The following is a 19,568-nucleotide window of genomic DNA, read 5'->3' as shown; positions in this document are numbered from 1 at the left end:
TTTCAGTGGTTGATAACCGCAATCGCTAGCAGGCCAGCTAGCTCCCCACATTGAATACCGTCGATTCAAGCTCCGTGGAGCTGCCGGGCGCTGCGATACGCCCCCGGCCCAACACCGTAAACCTGCTTGAACTGCCGGCTCAGATGACTCTGGTCGGAAAAGCCCAATTGCATGGCCACTTCGAGTGGCAGGCAGCCACTCTGCAGCAATGCACGGGCGCAGGCGATGCGCTGTTGCATCAGCCAGGTGTGCGGTGGCATGCCGGTTGTGCGGCGGAACACGCGGGCGAAGTGAAAGGGCGAGAGGTTGACGGCGGCGGCGAGTTCTTCCAGAGAGGGCGGTGCTGCGAGTTGTGCTCGCAGCAACTCCTTGGCCAGGCTCACAGCGCGATGTTCCTTGCCGGGTCTGGCTGCGTCGGGAATCGCTGCGTGTCGTTGCAGCAATGACAACATCAATTCGCGCCAGGCCGTCTGCTGTTGCAGGGCGGTGGCAGGGCTTTCCAGCAATCGGTGCAATTGGCAGAACCCGTTCACCAGGTCCAGATCGCGGTACAGCGTGGCACCGAATGACGGCAGGTTATGGGCCGGCAATTCGAGCTCGGCCAACAGCGACAGAATCTGCCTGCTGTCCGGGTAAAACGCCCGATACAGCCAACCGTCCTCGGTGCCCTTGTGGCCGGTGTGCAGTTCGTCGGGATTGATCAACACCAGTGTGCCGCTGCCCGCCAGGTGCTCGGCGCCGCGATAACGGTACCGTTGGGCACCAGCCATGATCATGCCGATCACATAACCGTCGTGCACATGGGGGGCGAAACGGTGATCGATGTAGCGCGCAGACAACAGCTCGACCCCGGCCAGCGGTGCCGTTTGCCAGAAACGAATTGACTCGCCCTGATCCGCGTCCATGGCTCACTCGTGCCCAATGGCGGCGAGCCACTGGGGAATTCGTCGCTCCAGGTAGTAACCTGGTTGCCGGACCGTGCCATCGACAAAGCCGACATGCCCGCCCTTTGCCTGCAATTCGAACTGCGTGCAGGCGGACAATTCGTCTCCGTGCGGCAAGCTGTGGGGAAACACAAAAGGGTCGTCGGCGGCCTGGATCATCAAGGTCGGCGTGCGAATTTCGCCGAGAAAATAGCGGCTTGATGCGCGGCGATAATAATCCTCGGCATCGCTGAATCCGTGAAGCGGCGCGGTGACGCGACCATCGAAGTCCCAGAACGTGCGCATGTTTTCCAGCGAGCCAAGCGCGGCCAACGCTGCCAGGCCATCCTCGCGCCCGTCGTGTTGAAACTGTCGCTGTTTGTTCTTGATGTAAGCCACCATCTCGCGCATGAAATGCGCTTGGTAGACCTTGGAAAATCCCTGGCCGATGCGGTCGGCGCATTGGTCCAGGCGAAACGGCACCGACACCGCCGCCGCGCCGAGTATTGCGCTGTCACTGCCGGTCTCTCCCAGGTACTTGAGCAGGACATTGCCGCCCAGCGAATAACCCACGGCATACAACGGTGCGAGGGGGCGCTTGGCGCGCAAGTGTTTGATGGTTTCGGCCAGGTCTTCGCTGGCACCGGAATGGTAACTGCGCGCCAACAGATTGGGTTCGCCCGAGCAGCCGCGCCAGTTCAGCGCGACGCTGGCCCAGCCACGGTCGCCCAGCGCCTTTTGCATGCCGGCGACATAGGGCGAGTTCGACGAACCGGTCAGACCGTGCAGCACCAGTACCAACGGTGCATCGACGCTGTGTGGGCCATGCCAGTCGAGGTCGAGAAAATCGCCGTCTGCAAGCCAAAGACGTTCGCGTTCGCGGCCGATGTGCACGGTTTTACGCCACAGCGGCCCCCACAAGGTTTGCAAGTGCGGATTGCCGATGCCGAAGGCGGGGGTAAAGGGCGGCGGTAAGGCCAGTGCGGGGTGCGGTTGCACAATCATTCTCGGTGGAAGTGTTCATGAGTCTGCCCGAAGACGCGGTGGGACAGCGCCGCGACCGCGTCATCGTGGCTGTCTAACTTGCCACAATCTCGCCAGGCACGCGACACATGGCATTGGTTGCACTTTCGCTCGGCGCTGGCAGCGGTTGTTGATCTGTCTTCGGCCCGAGGATGACAGCGCGCCATTGGTCGGCGTGGTAATGCCGCTGGAGTGCGTTTTTGATGGATACAAGGTTCAGCTTCAAGCCTGCTTGCGTGGCAAAGTCGAGGTCCAGCGGCAGATTGTGAGCGCTGATGGCGTACAACTGTCTCAGGATCTGCGCGTTGGTAGCGCTGTTCAACGGTGCGCTACCGTTCAGTTGCTGTTGGATGTCTGCGAGTTCCTGTTGGGTCGGCCCTTGGGCGAGGAGGTCGCTGAACATCGTCTTGATATGGGCCAGCACAGCATCGGCCTGTTCCGGTCGGGTTTGCACATTAATGGTCAGCAACCCTTGTGCCTGAAGGGCTGAGAGATCAGCTTCAACGTGGTAGGTCAGGCCTCGGCGTTCACGGAGTTCATTGGTCAGTCGGTTGGTGAAAACCCGCATGGCCAGCTGTAGCGCGACGTAGTCCGGACTGTTTCGCAGGACACTTGGCTGGACAAGGCGAAGGTGAGCCTGGGTCGATGGTCGCTCAATGCGCAGCAGATTTGCAGCGGCTGGACTTGTCACTGGCTGGACCGCGGCAGCGGCCGGTCCCGGGGGCAAGGCCGCGGATATCTGGGCGCCGATGCGCTGGGCTTCTTCCTCGGTGAGGTCGCCGACCAGTATGATTTGGGCATTGCCCGCGGCATAAGCCTGGCGATGAAAGTCTTGTGTCTGGGCGCGGGTGATGGAGGCAAGCCCGGCGCGGGTTCCGTAGAGGGATTGAGCATAACCGTGGCCAGGAAACATCTGGCCGAGATTGGCTTCTCTGGCTTGAGCGCCATGGGACTGGTCTTCACGGTCCAGAAAGTACTGCAGTTGGGATTTCACCGCAGGCAGGGACTCTAGCGGCAACAGCGGTTTGCCGAGTACTTGGGCAAACACCTCCAGGGCTGGAGTACGCCGTGATTCGTCACTCAGGCTACGCAGGGAAAACCAGGTCCGGTCCTGGCTGATACCCATATTCATTCTTGCACCCAGATTATCGAACGTAGTCTGTATGGCATTGACGTCCTTGCCAGCCACACCCTCATTCAAAAGGCTGAAGGTCACTGCGGCCAGGCCGGGTTGATGCGGGGTGTGGGCGCTGCCGGCAGCAAAACTCACCAAGGCATCAAACATCGGCAGGCCAGGGGTGCGGATGAACAGGATCTTGGTTCCACTGAGGGTTTTGTAACCCTTGATCGGCAGCGTGCGGTGGGTTGCCGGAGTCTGTGGTTCATTGAGCGATTGCAGCACGGGTTTGCGGGGTGTCGTGGTTGCAGTGGCATGGGCCTGTGCACTCAACAGCAGGCCGGCCAGGATCAATCCATTGATGAGGCCTTTGAGCTTATCCATTGTTTTTCTCCGGCAGGATTTTCGCGGTACTCAGGCGCTCAGGTGTCAGGTAAGTCTTTGCGACCTGTTGAATATCCAGGGGCGTCACCTTGTTCAGCTCATCCGTATCCTGATCGGCCAGCCGCCAGTCGAGGCCGATGGTTTCCAGCAGGCCCAAGGTATTGGCTTGCCCTTCCAGATCATCCTGCGCATAAACCGTGTTGGCGATCAGGAGGTTTTTGGCGCGCTCCAGTTCTGTCGATTCCGGTGCCTTGCTCTTCAGTGATTCGATCACGTGCCACAGACGGGCGAGGGCTTCGTCAGCGTCATTGAGCTTGTCCGGGTTGAGTTGGGTGCTGATGGTCAGCAACGAATCGCCGCGATTGAAAGCGTCGTACTCTGAGTGGGCCTCAGTGAATATCGCCTCGCTCAGTTGCAGTTGCTGTGTGATCCGCGCGCTACTGGTTCCGGCCAGTAACATATTGAGCAAGCGCAGGGCATGGGCGGTCCTACGATCCAGTGCCGTGGCCAGGCTGGGTGCGTTGAAGCTCATGATCAAGCGCGGGGATGTCACGGGTGCGTGCAGGGTCAGTGATCGTTCACCGACAGAAGCCAACTCCACAGGTGCAGGCGCCACGGGTGTCGCACGTCGCTCAAGATGGCCGAAGTGCTGCTGTGCCAGTGTCTTGATTTGCTCGGGTACAACATCACCAACGACCACCAGCGTCGCATTGCCAGGCGAATACCAGGCCTGATACCACTGCCGCAATTGCACGGCGTTCATTCGTTGCAGATCGTGCATCCAGCCAATCGTCGGGGTGCGGTAGCCACTGGCCGGGTAGGCAATGCTGTTCAGTCGTTCTTGAACCGACACGGTGATTTCATCATCAACGTACATCCGGCGTTCTTCCTGAATGACTTTGAGCTCCGGTGTGAAGTCTTGGGTACTCAGCTCGGCCGTACTCATCAGGTCGGCCAGTATTTCGAAGGCGACGCCAGTGCGGCCGGAAGGCAGTGTCTGGTAAAAAACCGTGAAGTCAGTACCGGTAAATGCGTTTTGGCTGGCGCCCAGTTTTTCCAGTATCGCCGCGAACTCGCCGGCGCAGGCCTTGCTGCTGCCTTTGTAGACCATGTGTTCGAGGGCGTGGGACAGGCCCGACTGACCGGGTGGTTCGTAGCTAGAGCCGGCCTTGATCCAGAGTTGAGCAGTGGCGATGGGGGAGCGGTGGTCCTCGCGCACGACAACCTTGAGGCCGTTATCGAGTACGAAATCTTGCGTCGCAGGGGGTGTCGCCGCGCCAGCCATGAGCGGCAGCCAGGCGATAAAGGGCAGCATGAATGTGCTGGGGGAGATGTTCATCCGTGGTCATCCTCAGTGGTTTGCAGGTCATTGCGCAAACCACTGTGGATGATCCGTAAGGATGTCAGGCGGTAACTATGTAGTGCACCCCACAACCAATTCGTGGGGCAGTGGTGTGGCCGAATGTCAGGCGCTGCGCTGCCACAACGAGTAATACACACGCCCGGATTTCTGCTCTCGGTGCAGGCGCCAGTTCTCCGGCAGGCCCAGGGTCGAAGGCGCGGACTCGCTTTCGGTGTACACCCAGGCGTCCTCGGCCAGCCAGTGGCGCTCTTCGAGCAAGGTACAAACCGCAGGCAGCAGGTTCTGGTTGAACGGCGGGTCGAGGAACACCAGGTCGTAGGCCATGGCTGTCTGGGTTTCCAGGTAGCGCAGGGCGTCGGCGGTCTGGACCTGGCCGTTAGTGCAGCGCAGTGTGCCCAAGTGTTCCTTCAGGCTGGATACCGCGATACTGCTGGCGTCCAGCGCCTGGCCCATGGCCGCGCCACGGGACAAGGCTTCAAGAAACAAAGCGCCGCTGCCGGTGAACGGGTCGAGCACTTTCGCGCCCGGCACGTAAGGTGCGAGCCAGTTGAACAGGGTTTCACGCACGCGGTCCGGCGTCGGGCGCAGGCCCGGGGCGTCGGGGAAGCTAAGCTTGCGGCTGCGCCATTCACCGCCAATGATGCGCAGTTGGTTCACGCCGTTATGGACGTTTTTGGCGGGTTTTTTTGGACTGGCCATTAATGCTCCGGAACCCCGAGCGGTTGCTCGGAAGGTTTATCAGTAGGGGCCGGTAACGGCTTTTGCGGCACGGTCGGGCCAGCGCTGACGATGACCATTTTGTCCGTGCTCAGGTGTTTGTTCAGTGCGGCTTTGACTTGCTCGACGGTCAGGTTCTGGGACTGTTGCATGAAGTCTTCCAGATGACTGAGTGGCAGATTATAGAAGCCGATGGCGCCGAGTTGCCCGACGATGTCGGCGTTACTGGCGGTGGACAGCGGGAAGCTGCCGGCCAGTTCGCGCTTGGCATCGTCGAGTTCTTTTTCGCTCGGACCGGTTTTAAGGTAGTCGGCGAGCACATCCTGCACCAGTTTCAGGGTGCCTTCGCTCATCTCGGCGCGGGTTTGCAGGTTGATCAGGAACGGACCGCGCGCCTGCATCGGGGTGAAGCCCGAATAGACGCCATACGCCAGGCCGCGTTTCTCACGCACCTCGGTCATCAGTCGCGTGCCGAAACCACCACCGCCGAGGATCTGGTTGCCCATGGACAAGGCCGCGTAGTCCGGATCGTCACGGTCGATACCCAGTTGCGCGAGCATCAGGTTGGTCTGCTTGGACGGAAACTCGATGTGGCCGATGCTCGCCTTGGGCTCGGTCGGTTGCGCGATCTTCGGCAACGCCGGGCCTTTGGGTAGGGCGGCGGAAACCTGTGCGGCAATGGCTTCGGCTTCTGCGCGGGACAAGTCACCAACCAGCGCAATCACCACGTTACCGGATGCGTAGGCTTTCTCGTGGAATGCACGCAGTTGCGCAACGGTAATTGCCGGAACGGTTTTCGCGGTGCCATCGCTGGGATGCGCGTACGGATGATCGCCGTACAGGCGGTTCATCAGCTCAAGGCTGGCCAGTTTGCCCGGGCTTTGCTTTTGGTATTCGAAGCCGGCAAGCATCTGGTTCTTGATGCGGGCAAACGAATCGGCGGGGAAGCTTGGCTTGCCGACGACTTCAGCAAACAGCTTAAGCGCGGGTTCGCGTTTGTCCGAGGCGCTCAGGCTTCGCAGGGAGGCAACGGCCATGTCTTTATAAGCGCCGTTGCCGAAATCGGCCCCCAGTCCTTCAAAGCCCTGGGCAATGGCGCCGACGTCTTTACCGGGCACACCTTCGTTGAGCATGGCGTTGGTCAACATGGCCAGACCCGATGCGTCGCCATCCTGGCTGCTGCCGGCGGAAAAGATCAGGCGCATGTCGAACATCGGCAGTTCGCGGGCTTCGACGAACAACACCTTGGCGCCTTCGGCGGTGTTCCAGGTCTGAACGTCCAGTGTGCGGTGGCTTGGGGCCTTTCCGTTGAGCTCGGCCAGAGATTGCAGTTTCTGGCTGGCCTTGGCCTTGTCGAGGGCCTCACTGGCAATGGTTACGCCGGAACGCGACAGGTAGAACGCGGCAGAGCCGATCAAGGCAACGGCGATCAGTCCAGCCAGGACCAGACGGGATGGTTTGCGCTCACTCATGAGTCGTCTCCAGTGGCAGAACATGGGCGACGCTGAGACGTTCGCGGGTGAAATACAGCTTGGCGGCTTTCTGGATGTCTTCCGGCGTGACGCTTTCCAGATCGGCCAGTTCGGTGTCCATCAGTTTCCAGGACAGGCCGACGGTTTCCAGTTGGCCGATAGCGGTGGCCTGGCTGGTGATCGAATCACGTTCGTAGACCAGGCCGGCGATGACCTGGGCGCGGACGCGCTCCAGTTCTTCGCTAGACGGTGCGGTGGTTTTCAGTTGCTCAATCAACCTCCACAAACCGGCTTCCGTCTGGGCGATGGTTTTGTGTTTCTGGGTGTTAGGCGTTGCCGACAAGGTGAACAAGCTGTCGCCACGGGTGTAGGCGTCATAATTCGACGAACCGCCGGACACCAGCTCTTCGCCGCGTTCCAGCTGTGTCGGGATGCGTCCACTGTAGCCGCCGTCGAGCAGGGCGGAGATCAGGCGCAGGGCGTTGACCAGTCGCTTGTCTTCGGCAGTTGCGATGCTCGGTACGTTGAAAGCCAGCATCAGGCTCGGAAGTTGGGTCTGCACGTGCAGGGTGATCTGGCGCTCGCCGGGCTCGGCCAGCTCCAGCGGTTTTTTCGCGGCCGGTACATCGCGTTTGGCGATCGGGCCGAAATAGCGTTGGGCCAGGGCTTTGACTTCGTCCGGGGTGACGTCGCCGACCACCACGAGCGTGGCGTTGTTCGGCACGTACCAGGTTTCGTACCAGTGGCGCAGTTCTTCGACCTTCATGCGGTCAAGGTCCGCCATCCAGCCGATGGTCGGCGTGTGATAACCGCTGGCCGGGTAAGCCATGGCCTTGAAGCGTTCGTGGGCCTTGGACATCGGCTTGTCATCAGTGCGCAGGCGCCGCTCTTCCTTGATGACTTCGATTTCCTTGGCGAACTCATCAGGCGGCAGGCGCAGGCTGGCCATGCGGTCGGCTTCCAGCTCGAAGGCCACGCCCAGGCGGTCGCGTGCCAGCACCTGGTAATACGCGGTGAAGTCGTCGCTGGTGAAGGCGTTCTCTTCGGCGCCGAGGTCGCGAAGGATCAGCGACGCTTCGCCAGGCCCGACTTTGTCGCTGCCCTTGAACATCATGTGTTCCAGGGCGTGGGACAGGCCGGTGTTACCGGGCGTCTCGTAGCTGGAGCCGACCTTGTACCAGACCTGGGAAACCACTACAGGCGCACGATGGTCTTCACGCACAACCACCTTCAAGCCGTTGTCGAGGGTGAATTCATGGGTGGGTTGCGGGTCGGCAGCCAGGGCCGAAAGTGGCAGGCAGACTGTGCTGAGCAGCAGGCCTGCGGCGCGGCGGGCTAGAGCAATCATTCGTTTTTAAACCTTTGGGGCTGCCCGCTTGTTCTTAGCGTCAGCGGGCGAGAGGGTGCTAGGATACTGATCCGTTTTAGCGGCGGCCACGCCTATCAGGCCTTTATGCTTGATCAGGTTGAATGGGTTTGCGACGGAAGGTGGATATTTATCAACTGAATTCCGCTTTTTCGCCGATTTTGCTGCTTTAGTCCAATGAGAAATCGATTCTGGGAGGTGCCATTGAGCACCTCGACAAAATGTTGCGCGTGAACAAGCTGGATCAATCGCAGTCTGTTCTGCATCGATTATTTATTTGCCGGGGCGCCATTGGCGCGTCGCTACCGTGAGATAGCCGTCCTCCATGTTTGGTTCCAACGACGACAAGAAGACCCCAGCTGCGGCTGGCGAGAAAAAAAGCCTGTTCGGATGGCTGCGCAAAAAGCCGCAGGAACCCGTCGTCGAACAGCCACAACCGATTCCCGAGCCTGCGCCGGCGCCGGTAATAGAAGAAACGCCCGCGCCGGTTGTCCTGCCGAATGCCGAGCCCGTGCTGCAACCTGTGGTTGAAGCCGCTCCCGAGCCTGTCAGCGAAATTGCTGTCGAGCAACCGCTGAGTCAAACCGCTGAGCCGTGGCTGACCTTGCCAGTGTCGGAAGAGCCGGTGGCGTTGGTCGAAGATGATCGGGCGCCGCATGTGACACCGCCGATTCCTGCGACGACAGCGTTTACCCCGGCGCCGGTTCAAGAGCCGGTGGTTGAAGCTGTGGTTGAAGCTGTGGTTGTGGCTGAGCCAGTACCTGTTGTCAGCGAACCCGTGGCTGCGGTATTCGTTGCCCCGGTTGCCCCGGTTGCCCCGGTTGCCCCGGTTGCCCCGGTTGCCCCGGTTGCCCCGGTTGCCCCGGTTGCCCCGGTTGTCCAAGAGTCCGCACCTGTTCCCGCTCCAATGCTGGAACCGATCGCCGCTCCCGTCGAAACCCCGGTCGAGCCCGCGCGCACGGAAGAGTCCAAAGCCGGTTTCTTTGCCCGCCTCAAGCAGGGCCTGTCCAAGACCAGCGCCAGCATCGGTGAAGGCATGGCCAGCCTGTTCCTCGGTAGAAAGGCCATCGACGACGAGTTGCTCGAAGACCTCGAGACCCGTTTGCTGACCGCCGACGTGGGTGTCGAAGCCACCTCGGTGATCATTCAGCGCCTGACCCAAAAGGTCGCGCGCAAGGAGCTGGCGGATGCCGACGCCTTGTACAAATCTCTGCAAGCTGAACTGGCCGCGATGCTCAAGCCTGTCGAGCAGCCGCTGAAAATCGCCTCGCAGAACAAGCCCTTCGTGATTCTGGTGGTTGGCGTCAACGGTGCTGGCAAGACCACCACCATCGGCAAGCTGGCGAAGAAGCTCCAGCTGGAAGGCAAGAAAGTCATGCTTGCTGCCGGCGATACCTTCCGCGCCGCGGCCGTCGAGCAATTGCAGGTCTGGGGCGAGCGCAACAAGATTCCGGTGATCGCCCAGCACACGGGTGCCGACTCGGCCTCGGTGATCTTCGACGCCGTTCAAGCGGCCAAGGCCCGTGGTATAGACGTGCTGATCGCCGACACCGCCGGTCGTCTGCACACCAAAGACAACCTGATGGAAGAGCTGAAAAAAGTTCGCCGGGTAATCGGCAAGCTCGACGCCGACGCGCCACACGAAGTGTTGTTGGTACTCGACGCCGGTACTGGCCAGAACGCTATCAACCAGGCCAAACAATTCAACCAGACCGTCGAACTGACCGGCCTGGCGCTGACCAAGCTCGATGGCACCGCCAAGGGCGGGGTGATTTTTGCCCTGGCCAAGCAATTCGGGCTGCCGATCCGCTACATTGGCGTCGGTGAGGGCATTGACGATTTGCGTACCTTTGAAGCCGAACCCTTTGTCCAGGCATTGTTTGCCGAGCGGGAGCGTTCATGATTCGTTTCGAACAGGTCGGTAAACGCTACCCGAACGGTCACGTCGGCTTGCATGAGCTGAGCTTTCGAGTCCGTCGGGGCGAATTTTTGTTTGTTACTGGCCATTCCGGTGCCGGTAAAAGCACTTTGTTGCGACTGTTGTTGGCCATGGAGCGTCCGACCAGCGGTAAGTTGCTGCTGGCCGGGCAAGACCTGAGCACCATCAGCAACGCGCAGATCCCTTTCTTGCGTCGGCAGATCGGGGTGGTATTCCAGAATCACCAGTTGTTGTTCGATCGTACGGTGTTCAACAACGTCGCGCTGCCCTTGCAGATCCTCGGCCTGTCCAAGGCCGAAATCGCCAAGCGAGTGGATTCGGCGCTGGAGCGCGTGGCCCTGTCGGACAAGACCGACCTGTACCCAGGCGACCTGTCCACCGGTCAACAGCAGCGCGTCGGCATCGCCCGAGCCATTGTCCACCGCCCGGCCTTGCTGCTGGCAGACGAACCGACCGGTAACCTCGATCCGCGTCTGGCCGCTGAAATCATGGGTGTGTTCGAAGACATCAACCGCCTGGGCACCAGCGTGCTGATTGCCAGTCACGACCTGGCCCTGATCGCCCGCATGCGCCACCGCATGCTGACCTTGCAGCGCGGTCGACTGATCGGCGACGGGGAGGCCGCGGTATGAGTGCAACACGTAGCCCAAAAGTTTCCGAGCGTGTGGCCCCGAAGGCCGCCGATCCGCAGCCACAGAAGAAAAAGCGCGACGATGACGACGGGCCGGACTTTGCCACGTTATTCCGCGCCTGGATCGAAAGCCATCGCGCCAGCCTTCTGGACAGCCTGCGTCGTCTGGGCAAGCAGCCCATCGGCAGTTTTTTCACCTGCATGGTGATGGCGGTTGCCCTGAGTCTGCCTATGGGGCTGTCACTTTTGCTAAGCAACGTGGAGCGACTTGGCGGCTCATGGCAGCGTGCGGCGCAGATTTCCCTGTACCTTCAACTCGAAGCCAGTCCGTCGGAAGGCGAGTCCCTGCGCGAGCAAATCAAGGGCATGCCTGGCGTGGCCGATGCAGAGTTCGTCAGCCGGGATCAGGCGCTTGAAGAGTTCCAGCAGCAGTCCGGTTTGGGCGATGCGCTCAAGGAGCTACCGGAGAACCCGCTGCCAGGCGTGGTTCTGGTGACGCCGAAGGAAGTCGACAAACCGGCGCTTGAAGCATTAAGACAAAAACTTTCCGAGCTGCCCAAGGTGCAGCAGGCGCAACTTGATCTAGTCTGGGTCGAGCGTCTGGCAGCCATCCTCAAGCTGGGTGATCGATTTGTCTTTGGTCTGACCGTGCTGTTGGTTTCCGCATTACTTTTGGTGATAGGCAATACCATTCGTCTTCATATTGAAAACCGCCGCACAGAGATAGAAGTGATTAAACTGGTCGGCGGCACTGACAGCTATGTACGCAGACCCTTTCTCTACATGGGTGCGCTTTACGGCTTGGGTGCGGGGGTTCTGTCCTGGGGCTTGCTGGCGTTTGGCCTGGATTGGCTGAACGACGCGGTGGTCGGGCTGGCCGGTTTGTACGGCAGTGATTTTGCGCTGGCCGGTGTACCGGCTGCCGACGGTCTGTCTCTCTTGCTTGGCGCGGTGCTGTTGGGGTATATCGGTGCATGGATTGCAGTCGCACGCCACCTGAGGGAGCTTGCGCCTAAGTAGTATCATTTTGCTCGTATTGACCTTTCAGCAAATTTAGGGTTTTGGGAACTTCTTTTTCGGGTTCCGGTCAATTTTCGCAGTGCTGAACTGCACGAGTTATGTAAGTCGGAGGTTTTTTCGTATGACCAATTCTTTGCAGCCTGCATATGCTCTGGTCCCGGGTGCGAACCTGGAGGCCTATGTGCACACCGTCAACAGCATTCCATTGCTGACGCCGGAGCGGGAGCGTGAACTGGCCGAGAGTCTCTATTATGAGCAGGATCTTGAGGCGGCTCGGCAGATGGTGCTCGCCCACCTGCGTTTTGTCGTACATATCGCCCGTAGCTATTCCGGCTACGGTCTGGCTCAGGCTGATCTGATCCAGGAAGGTAACGTCGGCCTGATGAAGGCTGTGAAACGCTTTAACCCGGAAATGGGTGTGCGTCTGGTTTCGTTCGCCGTGCACTGGATCAAGGCTGAAATCCACGAATTCATCCTGCGCAACTGGCGCATCGTGAAAGTCGCGACCACCAAGGCCCAGCGCAAGTTGTTCTTCAACCTGCGCAGTCAGAAGAAGCGTCTGGCGTGGCTGAACAACGAGGAAGTCCATCGTGTGGCGGAAAGTCTCGGTGTAGAGCCTCGGGAAGTGCGCGAGATGGAAAGTCGCCTGACCGGTCATGACATGGCCTTCGACCCGGCTGCCGAAGCCGACGACGACAGCGCTTTCCAGTCGCCGGCCAACTATCTGGAAGACCACCGGTATGACCCGGCCCGTCAACTGGAAGACGCTGACTGGAGCGACAACTCCAACCACAACCTGCACGAAGCGCTGGAAGTGCTGGACGACCGTAGCCGTGACATCCTCTACCAGCGTTGGCTGGCAGAAGAGAAAGCCACGCTGCATGACCTGGCGCAGAAGTACAACGTGTCGGCCGAGCGTATTCGTCAGCTTGAGAAGAGCGCGATGAACAAGCTCAAGGTGTCGATCGCTGCATAAGCGCTGTCCAGGCAATAAAAAACGCCCCGATCATTGATCGGGGCGTTTTTGTTTGTGTGCGGTTCTGCTCTTGTAGGAGCTGGCTTGCCGGCGAAGGCGGTATGTCTGATGCACCGAGTCGTCTGGTTCGCTGGCAAGCCAGCTGCTACAAGGGTCTATTGGTCCTTCCACGGCGCCCGGCGCGAATCATTGAGGCCTACCAGATAGCTATCGCCACCCAACTGACTCATCTGCCGCCGAATCCAGCCTGCACGCCGCGCCACGTACGCGGTCGGATGGCTGGCACTCCACACGCGAGGATTAGGCAGCACGGCCGCCAGCATGCTCGATTGCTGACGGCTGAGGCTCTTGGCGCTCACGCCAAAATGATGCCTGGCTGCCGCTTCGGCACCAAACACACCGTCATCCCACTCGACGCTGTTCAGGTAAACCTCAAGGATTCGCTCCTTGGGCCAGAAAATCTCGATCAGCCCGGTAAACCAGGCTTCCAGGCCTTTGCGCAACCAGCTGCGACCGGACCACAGGAACAGGTTCTTCGAGACTTGCTGGCTGAGGGTGCTGGCGCCGCGGATGGTGCCGCCCAGTTCGTTGTGGGCCAGGGCTTTCTGGATCGCACCGAAGTCGAAGCCCCAGTGCTCGGGGAATTTCTGGTCTTCACCCGCGATTACCGCGACTTTGAGGTCGTCGGAGATCTCGTCCCAGGGTTTCCAGTCGCGTTGCAGATCGATAGGTTCGCCGTCGAACCAGGATTCGATCTTGCGCTCGACCATCAGCATCGTCCCTGGTGGCGGCACCACACGGAAAATCAGCACCAGCAATACGCTACCGCCCATGAACCAGAGCACGGCTTTGATGAAGCGACGGAAATAGATACGCAGCATAGAGATGGCTTGGCCGAACCCGTTGAGCGGGCCATTATACAGACCCTGCTGATCGAGACTGACTGGAGTTCTTCATGCTGCGTGGCTTTTTGATGCTGGCTGCTTTTTTCGGCTTCACCGGTGTCGGTCTTGGGGCGTTTGCCGCTCATGGCTTGAAAAACCGCCTGAGCGCCGAGTACCTGGCGATTTTTCATACCGGTGTCACCTATCAGTTGGTGCACACCCTGGCGTTGTTGGGCGTCGCCTTGCTGGCCACGCAGGTCCCCGGGCGTCTTGTGACCTGGGCGGGCGCATCCTTTGCTATTGGCATCTTGTTGTTCTCCGGCAGCCTGTATCTGTTGACGCTGACCGGTGTCAGCAAACTTGGGATCATCACGCCATTCGGCGGTCTGGCGTTTCTGGTGGGCTGGTTTTGCCTTGGGTTGGCCGCCTGGCGCCTGACCTGAACTTTATCGCTTGACCTGGCCCTGTAGGAGCTGCCGCAGGCTGCGATCCTTTGATTCTAAAAATCAAAGTCAAAAGATCGCAGCCTGCGGCAGCTCCTACAGGATTGCATTTCAAGACGAATGGCTTGGGTCAGTCTGACTGATCGGGCTAGAATGCCTGCCCCTAAAAATGATGGCGGCATTCGGCATGCGCATTCAGTTGAACGGCGAATCCTTTGAACTGCCCGACGGTGAAACCGTTGCGGCCCTGCTGGCCCGTCTGGACCTGACCGGTCGCCGGGTGGCGGTCGAACTCAATCTGGATATCGTCCCGCGCAGTCAGCATGCAGACACCGCGTTGAACGACGGCGACAACGTCGAAGTCGTCCACGCCATTGGTGGCGGCTAGCCGTCCGGCCCGCAGGCCGACAGAATTCTGCAAGTACCTCACCCCTACAGAGGATTTCCCATGAGCATCGTTCGTAGCGACAAGCCTTTCGTCCTGGCCGGTCGTACTTACCAGTCGCGTTTGCTGGTCGGTACCGGCAAGTACCGTGACATGGAAGAAACCCGCCTGGCCATCGAAGCCTCGGGTGCCGAGATCGTGACCTTCGCCGTGCGCCGCACCAACCTTGGCCAGATCGAGGGCGAGCCGAACCTGCTCGAAGTACTGTCGCCTGATCGCTACACTTTCCTGCCGAACACTGCCGGATGCTACGACGCCGTCGAAGCTGTGCGCACTTGCCGCCTGGCCCGTGAGCTACTTGATGGCCACAACCTGGTGAAGCTGGAAGTGCTGGCCGACCAGAAAACCCTGTTCCCCAACGTGATTGAAACCCTCAAGGCCGCCGAAACGCTGGTCAAGGAAGGTTTCGACGTGATGGTTTACACCAGTGATGATCCGATCATCGCTCGTCAATTGGCGGAAATCGGCTGCATCGCGGTGATGCCGCTGGCCGGTCTGATCGGTTCGGGCCTGGGCATCTGCAATCCGTACAACCTGCAAATCATCCTCGAAGAAGCCAGGATTCCAGTGCTGGTGGATGCGGGTGTCGGTACTGCATCCGACGCGACCATCGCAATGGAACTGGGCTGCGACGCTGTGCTGATGAACTCGGCCATCGCCCATGCCCAACAGCCAGTGATGATGGCCCAAGCCATGCAGCACGCCATCCTTGCTGGTCGTATGGCTTACCTCGCCGGCCGCATGCCGAAAAAACTCTATGCCAGCGCCTCTTCGCCGCTGGATGGTCTGATCAAGTAAGAGCTATTGATGACTGAATCGAACGACACGCCAATCCAGACGGAAGAAGGCGACGAGCGCCAACACCGCCGCATCAAGAGTTTCGTGATGCGCGCCGGGCGCATGACCGAAGGCCAACAGAAAGGCCTGGAGCAGGGCACGCCGCTGTTCGTGCTGCCGTTGGCCGAGGCACCGGTGGACTATGACCAGGTGTTCGGTCGCTCGGCGCCGCGCTCGCTGGAAATCGGTTTCGGCATGGGCCACTCGCTGCTGGAAATGGCCGCCGCGTCGCCGGAGCAGGATTTCATCGGCGTGGAAGTTCACCGTCCGGGTGTCGGCGCGCTGCTCAATGGCGTGCTGACGCAAGGCCTGACCAACCTGCGGGTCTACGATTGCGATGCAATCGAAGTGCTCAATCGCTGCGTGGCCGATAACAGCCTTGATCGCCTGATGCTGTTTTTCCCGGACCCGTGGCACAAGAGCCGTCACCACAAGCGCCGTATCGTTCAGGCATCCTTCGCTGAGCTGGTGCGTAGCAAGTTGAAAGTAGGCGGCGTTTTGCACATGGCCACCGATTGGGAGCCATATGCCGAGTACATGCTGGAAGTGATGAACGTCGCGCCGGGTTACCGTAACCTCGCCGAAGACGGCAAGTGCGTGCCACGCCCGGCCGAGCGCCCGATCACCAAGTTCGAACGCCGTGGCGAACGTCTTGGGCATGGCGTGTGGGATTTGAAGTTCGAAAAACTGTCCTGAGCCGTAACGCTTCAAACCTGTAGGAGCCGGCTTGCTGGCGATGGTGTCAGCCCACATCGATGTGGCTGACCCGCCATCGCCAGCATGCCGGCTCCTACAGGTTTTTGGGCAACCCGAAATCAGCGACGGTCGGCTACGACGCCAATCAACACCAACACCACCAGCAACACCGGCGCCAGGCTGTAGTTGTTGAACTGGCTCAAGCCGCGCACGACCCAGGGCGTGGCGTAGATCAGCGCCGCACCGCTGCCGATCACGCACAGCAGGGCCATCATCGGTACGCGCAAGGCGCCAGCGATGCTGCCCAGGCGTTGCTCGACCCAGCCTTTGAAATCGGCACCGAACAGCACCAGCAGGCAGCCCACCAGGGCCAGGGCGATTTCCGAGAGGTTACTGCGGCTCCAGCGAGAAACAGTGGCGAGCAGGTCGAGTACCAAATCCATTCGATTTCCTTATGTCAGAAATTTCTGCAGCAAGTCGTTGAGGAAGAGTTGTCCGCGCTCGGTTGCCGCCAAACGTGACGGTTCGACCTGCAACAGGCCACTTTGTTCGGCTTCGCGACGCGCTTCGGCGAGGCTTTCCAGCGTCAGCCCGGTGCGCTCTGGATAAAGACGCGATTCGACGCCTTCAGTCAGACGCAGCGCGTTCATCAGAAATTCGAACGGCATTTCATCATTGGTCAGCGCTTTCTCACCTGCCTTGAAGCTTTTTGCCGGGTTCAGGTAATCCTTTGGCAAGCGCGTTTTCCAGGTGCGGACGATGCGCCCGTCCGGATGGCTGAGCTTGCCGTGAGCACCGGCACCGATACCGATGAAGTCGCCAAAACTCCAGTAATTGAGGTTATGCCGCGCCGGGCGTCCGGGTTGTGCGTAGGCCGAAACTTCGTATTGCGCGTAACCGTGTTCGGCCAGCAGCGCTTGCCCCGCTTCCTGAATGTCCCACAGCGTGTCGTCTTCCGGCAGCGTCGGCGGTTGGTTCCAGAACACGGTGTTCGGTTCCAGGGTCAGCTGATACCACGACAGATGCGTCGGTTTCAGGGCGATGGCGGTGCGCAGGTCGTTCAGAGCGTCGTCCAGGGATTGATCGGGCAAGCCATGCATCAGGTCCAGATTGAAATTATCGAACCCGGCCTGCCGTGCCATGCCGGCCGCGCGTATCGCTTCGTCACCGTTGTGAATCCGCCCCAGCGCCTGAAGTTTTTCCTGTTGGAAGCTCTGGATGCCGATCGACAGGCGATTGATCCCCAGTTTCCGGTACGCCACAAACTTGTCTTGTTCGAAAGTCCCCGGATTGGCTTCCAGCGTGATTTCGATATCGCTGGCAAACGGGATGCGCTGTTCGACGCCTTTGAGCAGGCGCCCCAATGCCTCGGCACTGAACAGGCTGGGCGTGCCGCCACCAAAGAAGACCGAACTCAACTCTCGGCCATAAACCGCGTGCAGATCCTGATCGAGATCCGCCAGCAGTGCATCGACGTACTCTTCTTCCGGCAGCACAGGGCTGGCGGTGTGAGAGTTGAAGTCGCAATATGGGCATTTGCGAACGCACCACGGGATGTGGATGTACAGTGCGAGAGGTGGCAGCACGGGCAGGGCGGCCCGCGGCGATTGCGCATCGCCGCCGAAGATCAGCGGCGAAGCGGATGATTCAGGGGTCATTTCAAGCCCAGGCGCTGGCGCAGCAAATCCATTGCACGGGCGCGGTGGCTGATCTGGTTCTTGTCGCCTGGGCTCAACTCGGCGCTGGAGCAGTCGCGTTCCGGCACCCAGAACAGCGGGTCGTAGCCAAAACCGTGCTCGCCACTGGCGGCGGTCAGGATGCGCCCGTGCCACAGACCTTCGCAGAGGATCGGTAACGGATCATCAGCATGACGCACCAGCGCCAGAACGCAGACGAACTGCGCGCCGCGTTCGGCTTCAGGCACGTTTTTCAACACGTCGAGCAGTTTGGCGTTGTTCGCCGCATCGCCCTTGCCATCGGCATAACGCGCCGAATAGATACCCGGCGCACCGCCGAGGAAATCCACCGCCAGCCCGGAATCGTCGGCCAGTGCCGGCAGGCCGGAAATGCGTGCGGCATTACGCGCTTTGAGGATGGCGTTCTCGACGAACGACAGGCCGGTTTCTTCAGGCTCCACGCTGCTGAACTCGCCGATCGAGCGCAGTTGCACCGACTCGCCGAGCATGGCCTGGAGTTCTTTGAGTTTGCCGGCGTTATGGCTGGCCAATACGAGTTGCGTGAAGTTGATCATTGGCCGGGGAAGAGCTCTTGGTTGAAATTGATGGTGTTGATTTTGTCGCCGGTCTGCACCTTGATGTCGAAGGTACGGACTTCCTGCTGATCCACCGGGTATTGCGCGATGTAGTAGATCGCGCCTTGTTCGGTGATCTGTCTGAACTGCAGAGGAACACTCTGGCTAGTCAGGTCCTTGACCGAGCCGCTCACCTGGGCCATCAGCGGCTTGCCTTCCTTGATGACCGAAATATTGATCACGCCCTGGTTCTTGCTGCGGGTGAGTTCCGCTGCTTTGGCAATGTCCGGTGTCAGGAAGGTGGAGTTGAAGGTGTTGTAGTGCACCGTCACGTCGCCGAATGTTTCCTGGCGATCACCCTTGATCGCGTCCGCGGCGATGGCGCCGACGCTCAGGCAGGCAGTGAGTAGAAACAGCGCTAGACGACCCATGATCGTTCTCCTCGAAATGTGGTGGTTCAGACCGCGACCTTGTGGTCTGCAAGCCCCGGGCTGCTGACGCGGTAAATACCGATCTCACCTAACAGATTAGGCCAAAGCTTACTGGCCCACCCGTGTCGATGCTGTTGATCCACGGCAAGCCGATCAATGACCTTCGCTTCACGTTCGCGGCACAAGGCTTCAAAGTCGGCGAAGGTGCAGAAGTGGATGTTCGGCGTGTTGTACCAGGTGTACGGCAGAAACTCGGAAACCGGCATCCGTCCCTTGCTCGCCAGGTACCAGCGGCAGCGCCAGTGGCCGAAATTGGGGAAGGTGATGATGCACTGGCGGCCGACGCGCAGCATCTCGTCGAGGATCTTGTCCGGGTAGTGCACCGCTTGCAGCGCCTGGGTCATGACCACGACGTCAAAACTATTGCTGGCAAAGTTGCCCAGGCCTTTGTCGAGGTCCTGTTCGATGACGTTGATGCCCTTGGCCACGCACTCGGCGATGTTGTCCGCATCGTTTTCCAGGCCGTAGCCGGTCACTTGCTTGTTGTCGCGCAGCCAGGTCAGCAGCTCGCCGTCGCCGCAACCGAGGTCGAGCACGCGGCTGCCGGCGGGGATCCATTCCTGGATGATTTCCAGATCAGCTCTCATGGC

At 60.0% G+C, this 19,568-nt stretch carries 21 protein-coding genes; 8 read left to right on the top strand and 13 right to left on the bottom strand.

The window, feature by feature from the left end; all coding sequences use genetic code 11:
- Positions 1 to 65: 65 nt before the first annotated feature.
- From AD668_RS25435 to AD668_RS25405, 7 genes are all read right to left on the bottom strand, one after another.
- Complete coding sequence (locus tag AD668_RS25435; RefSeq protein ID WP_053163362.1) at positions 66 to 905, bottom strand: AraC family transcriptional regulator; 840 nt, start codon at positions 903 to 905, stop codon at positions 66 to 68.
- Between the two features lie 3 nt (positions 906 to 908).
- Positions 909 to 1,922 carry a hydrolase gene (locus tag AD668_RS25430; RefSeq protein WP_371259841.1) on the bottom strand — a complete coding sequence of 338 codons (1,014 nt, stop codon included), beginning with the start codon at positions 1,920 to 1,922 and terminating at the stop codon, positions 909 to 911.
- Between the two features lie 79 nt (positions 1,923 to 2,001).
- Entirely contained in the window at positions 2,002 to 3,447 is a 1,446-nt protein-coding gene (locus tag AD668_RS25425; protein ID WP_053163358.1) for a pitrilysin family protein, read from the bottom strand.
- A complete protein-coding gene (locus tag AD668_RS25420; RefSeq protein WP_053163356.1) occupies positions 3,440 to 4,786 on the bottom strand; it encodes a pitrilysin family protein in 1,347 nt (448 codons plus the stop codon). The genes AD668_RS25425 and AD668_RS25420 overlap by 8 nt, the downstream gene beginning before the upstream one ends.
- Before the next feature lie 126 nt (positions 4,787 to 4,912).
- Positions 4,913 to 5,509, bottom strand: a complete 597-nt coding sequence (gene rsmD, locus AD668_RS25415) for a 16S rRNA (guanine(966)-N(2))-methyltransferase RsmD (protein ID WP_053163354.1) — start codon at positions 5,507 to 5,509, stop codon at positions 4,913 to 4,915.
- Positions 5,509 to 6,999 (bottom strand): pitrilysin family protein, encoded by a 1,491-nt coding sequence (locus tag AD668_RS25410; RefSeq protein ID WP_053163352.1) that lies wholly within the window; start codon positions 6,997 to 6,999, stop codon positions 5,509 to 5,511. Before AD668_RS25410 ends, rsmD begins: the two co-directional genes overlap by 1 nt.
- A complete protein-coding gene (locus AD668_RS25405) occupies positions 6,992 to 8,347 on the bottom strand; it encodes a pitrilysin family protein (RefSeq protein WP_053163349.1) in 1,356 nt (451 codons plus the stop codon). The genes AD668_RS25410 and AD668_RS25405 overlap by 8 nt, the downstream gene beginning before the upstream one ends.
- A gap of 343 nt (positions 8,348 to 8,690) precedes the next feature.
- On the opposite strand from AD668_RS25405, the gene ftsY reads away from it, so the two are divergent.
- From ftsY to rpoH, 4 genes are all read left to right on the top strand, one after another.
- Positions 8,691 to 10,268 (top strand): signal recognition particle-docking protein FtsY, encoded by a 1,578-nt coding sequence (gene ftsY, locus AD668_RS25400; RefSeq protein ID WP_053163347.1) that lies wholly within the window; start codon positions 8,691 to 8,693, stop codon positions 10,266 to 10,268.
- The gene (gene ftsE / locus AD668_RS25395) at positions 10,265 to 10,936 is read left to right on the top strand and encodes a cell division ATP-binding protein FtsE (protein WP_007975383.1); all 672 of its coding nucleotides are present in this window, start codon (positions 10,265 to 10,267) and stop codon (positions 10,934 to 10,936) included. The genes ftsY and ftsE overlap by 4 nt, the downstream gene beginning before the upstream one ends.
- A complete protein-coding gene (gene ftsX / locus AD668_RS25390) occupies positions 10,933 to 11,955 on the top strand; it encodes a permease-like cell division protein FtsX (protein WP_053163344.1) in 1,023 nt (340 codons plus the stop codon). The genes ftsE and ftsX overlap by 4 nt, the downstream gene beginning before the upstream one ends.
- Before the next feature lie 121 nt (positions 11,956 to 12,076).
- On the top strand, positions 12,077 to 12,931 hold the full coding sequence (rpoH, locus tag AD668_RS25385; RefSeq protein ID WP_053163341.1) for an RNA polymerase sigma factor RpoH: 855 nt from the start codon (positions 12,077 to 12,079) through the stop codon (positions 12,929 to 12,931).
- A gap of 155 nt (positions 12,932 to 13,086) precedes the next feature.
- Here the strand turns inward: rpoH and mtgA are convergent, their stop codons facing one another.
- Positions 13,087 to 13,812 (bottom strand): monofunctional biosynthetic peptidoglycan transglycosylase, encoded by a 726-nt coding sequence (gene mtgA / locus AD668_RS25380; RefSeq protein ID WP_053163337.1) that lies wholly within the window; start codon positions 13,810 to 13,812, stop codon positions 13,087 to 13,089.
- A gap of 74 nt (positions 13,813 to 13,886) precedes the next feature.
- Here mtgA and AD668_RS25375 point away from each other — a divergent pair, with 74 nt between their 5' ends.
- From AD668_RS25375 to trmB, 4 genes are all read left to right on the top strand, one after another.
- Complete coding sequence (locus tag AD668_RS25375) at positions 13,887 to 14,258, top strand: DUF423 domain-containing protein (RefSeq protein WP_053163335.1); 372 nt, start codon at positions 13,887 to 13,889, stop codon at positions 14,256 to 14,258.
- A gap of 187 nt (positions 14,259 to 14,445) precedes the next feature.
- Positions 14,446 to 14,646, top strand: a complete 201-nt coding sequence (thiS, locus tag AD668_RS25370) for a sulfur carrier protein ThiS (RefSeq protein ID WP_053163830.1) — start codon at positions 14,446 to 14,448, stop codon at positions 14,644 to 14,646.
- Positions 14,647 to 14,706: 60 nt separating this feature from the next.
- Positions 14,707 to 15,501, top strand: a complete 795-nt coding sequence (locus tag AD668_RS25365; protein WP_053163332.1) for a thiazole synthase — start codon at positions 14,707 to 14,709, stop codon at positions 15,499 to 15,501.
- 9 nt (positions 15,502 to 15,510) lie between these two features.
- A complete protein-coding gene (trmB, locus tag AD668_RS25360) occupies positions 15,511 to 16,236 on the top strand; it encodes a tRNA (guanosine(46)-N7)-methyltransferase TrmB (RefSeq protein WP_053163329.1) in 726 nt (241 codons plus the stop codon).
- A 119-nt stretch (positions 16,237 to 16,355) separates the two neighbouring features.
- Here the strand turns inward: trmB and AD668_RS25355 are convergent, their stop codons facing one another.
- From AD668_RS25355 to metW, 5 genes are read right to left on the bottom strand one after another with little or no spacing between them, the layout of a single operon-like run.
- The gene (locus AD668_RS25355) at positions 16,356 to 16,679 is read right to left on the bottom strand and encodes a DUF3392 domain-containing protein (protein ID WP_053163326.1); all 324 of its coding nucleotides are present in this window, start codon (positions 16,677 to 16,679) and stop codon (positions 16,356 to 16,358) included.
- Positions 16,680 to 16,688: 9 nt separating this feature from the next.
- Positions 16,689 to 17,894, bottom strand: coding sequence for a radical SAM family heme chaperone HemW (hemW, locus tag AD668_RS25350; protein WP_053163323.1), 1,206 nt, complete (start codon positions 17,892 to 17,894; stop codon positions 16,689 to 16,691).
- Positions 17,891 to 18,487: an RdgB/HAM1 family non-canonical purine NTP pyrophosphatase gene (rdgB, locus tag AD668_RS25345; RefSeq protein ID WP_053163320.1), complete on the bottom strand. Its 597-nt coding sequence runs from the start codon at positions 18,485 to 18,487 to the stop codon at positions 17,891 to 17,893. Before rdgB ends, hemW begins: the two co-directional genes overlap by 4 nt.
- Positions 18,484 to 18,918: a DUF4426 domain-containing protein gene (locus tag AD668_RS25340; protein ID WP_053163317.1), complete on the bottom strand. Its 435-nt coding sequence runs from the start codon at positions 18,916 to 18,918 to the stop codon at positions 18,484 to 18,486. Before AD668_RS25340 ends, rdgB begins: the two co-directional genes overlap by 4 nt.
- Before the next feature lie 26 nt (positions 18,919 to 18,944).
- The gene (gene metW / locus AD668_RS25335) at positions 18,945 to 19,565 is read right to left on the bottom strand and encodes a methionine biosynthesis protein MetW (RefSeq protein WP_053163314.1); all 621 of its coding nucleotides are present in this window, start codon (positions 19,563 to 19,565) and stop codon (positions 18,945 to 18,947) included.
- Between the last annotated feature and the right edge of the window lie 3 nt (positions 19,566 to 19,568).

Origin of the sequence: Pseudomonas sp. P1.8, from assembly GCF_001269805.1 — a bacterium.
GTDB lineage: Bacteria > Pseudomonadota > Gammaproteobacteria > Pseudomonadales > Pseudomonadaceae > Aquipseudomonas.
This window is presented reverse-complemented; position numbering and strand designations above follow the sequence as displayed.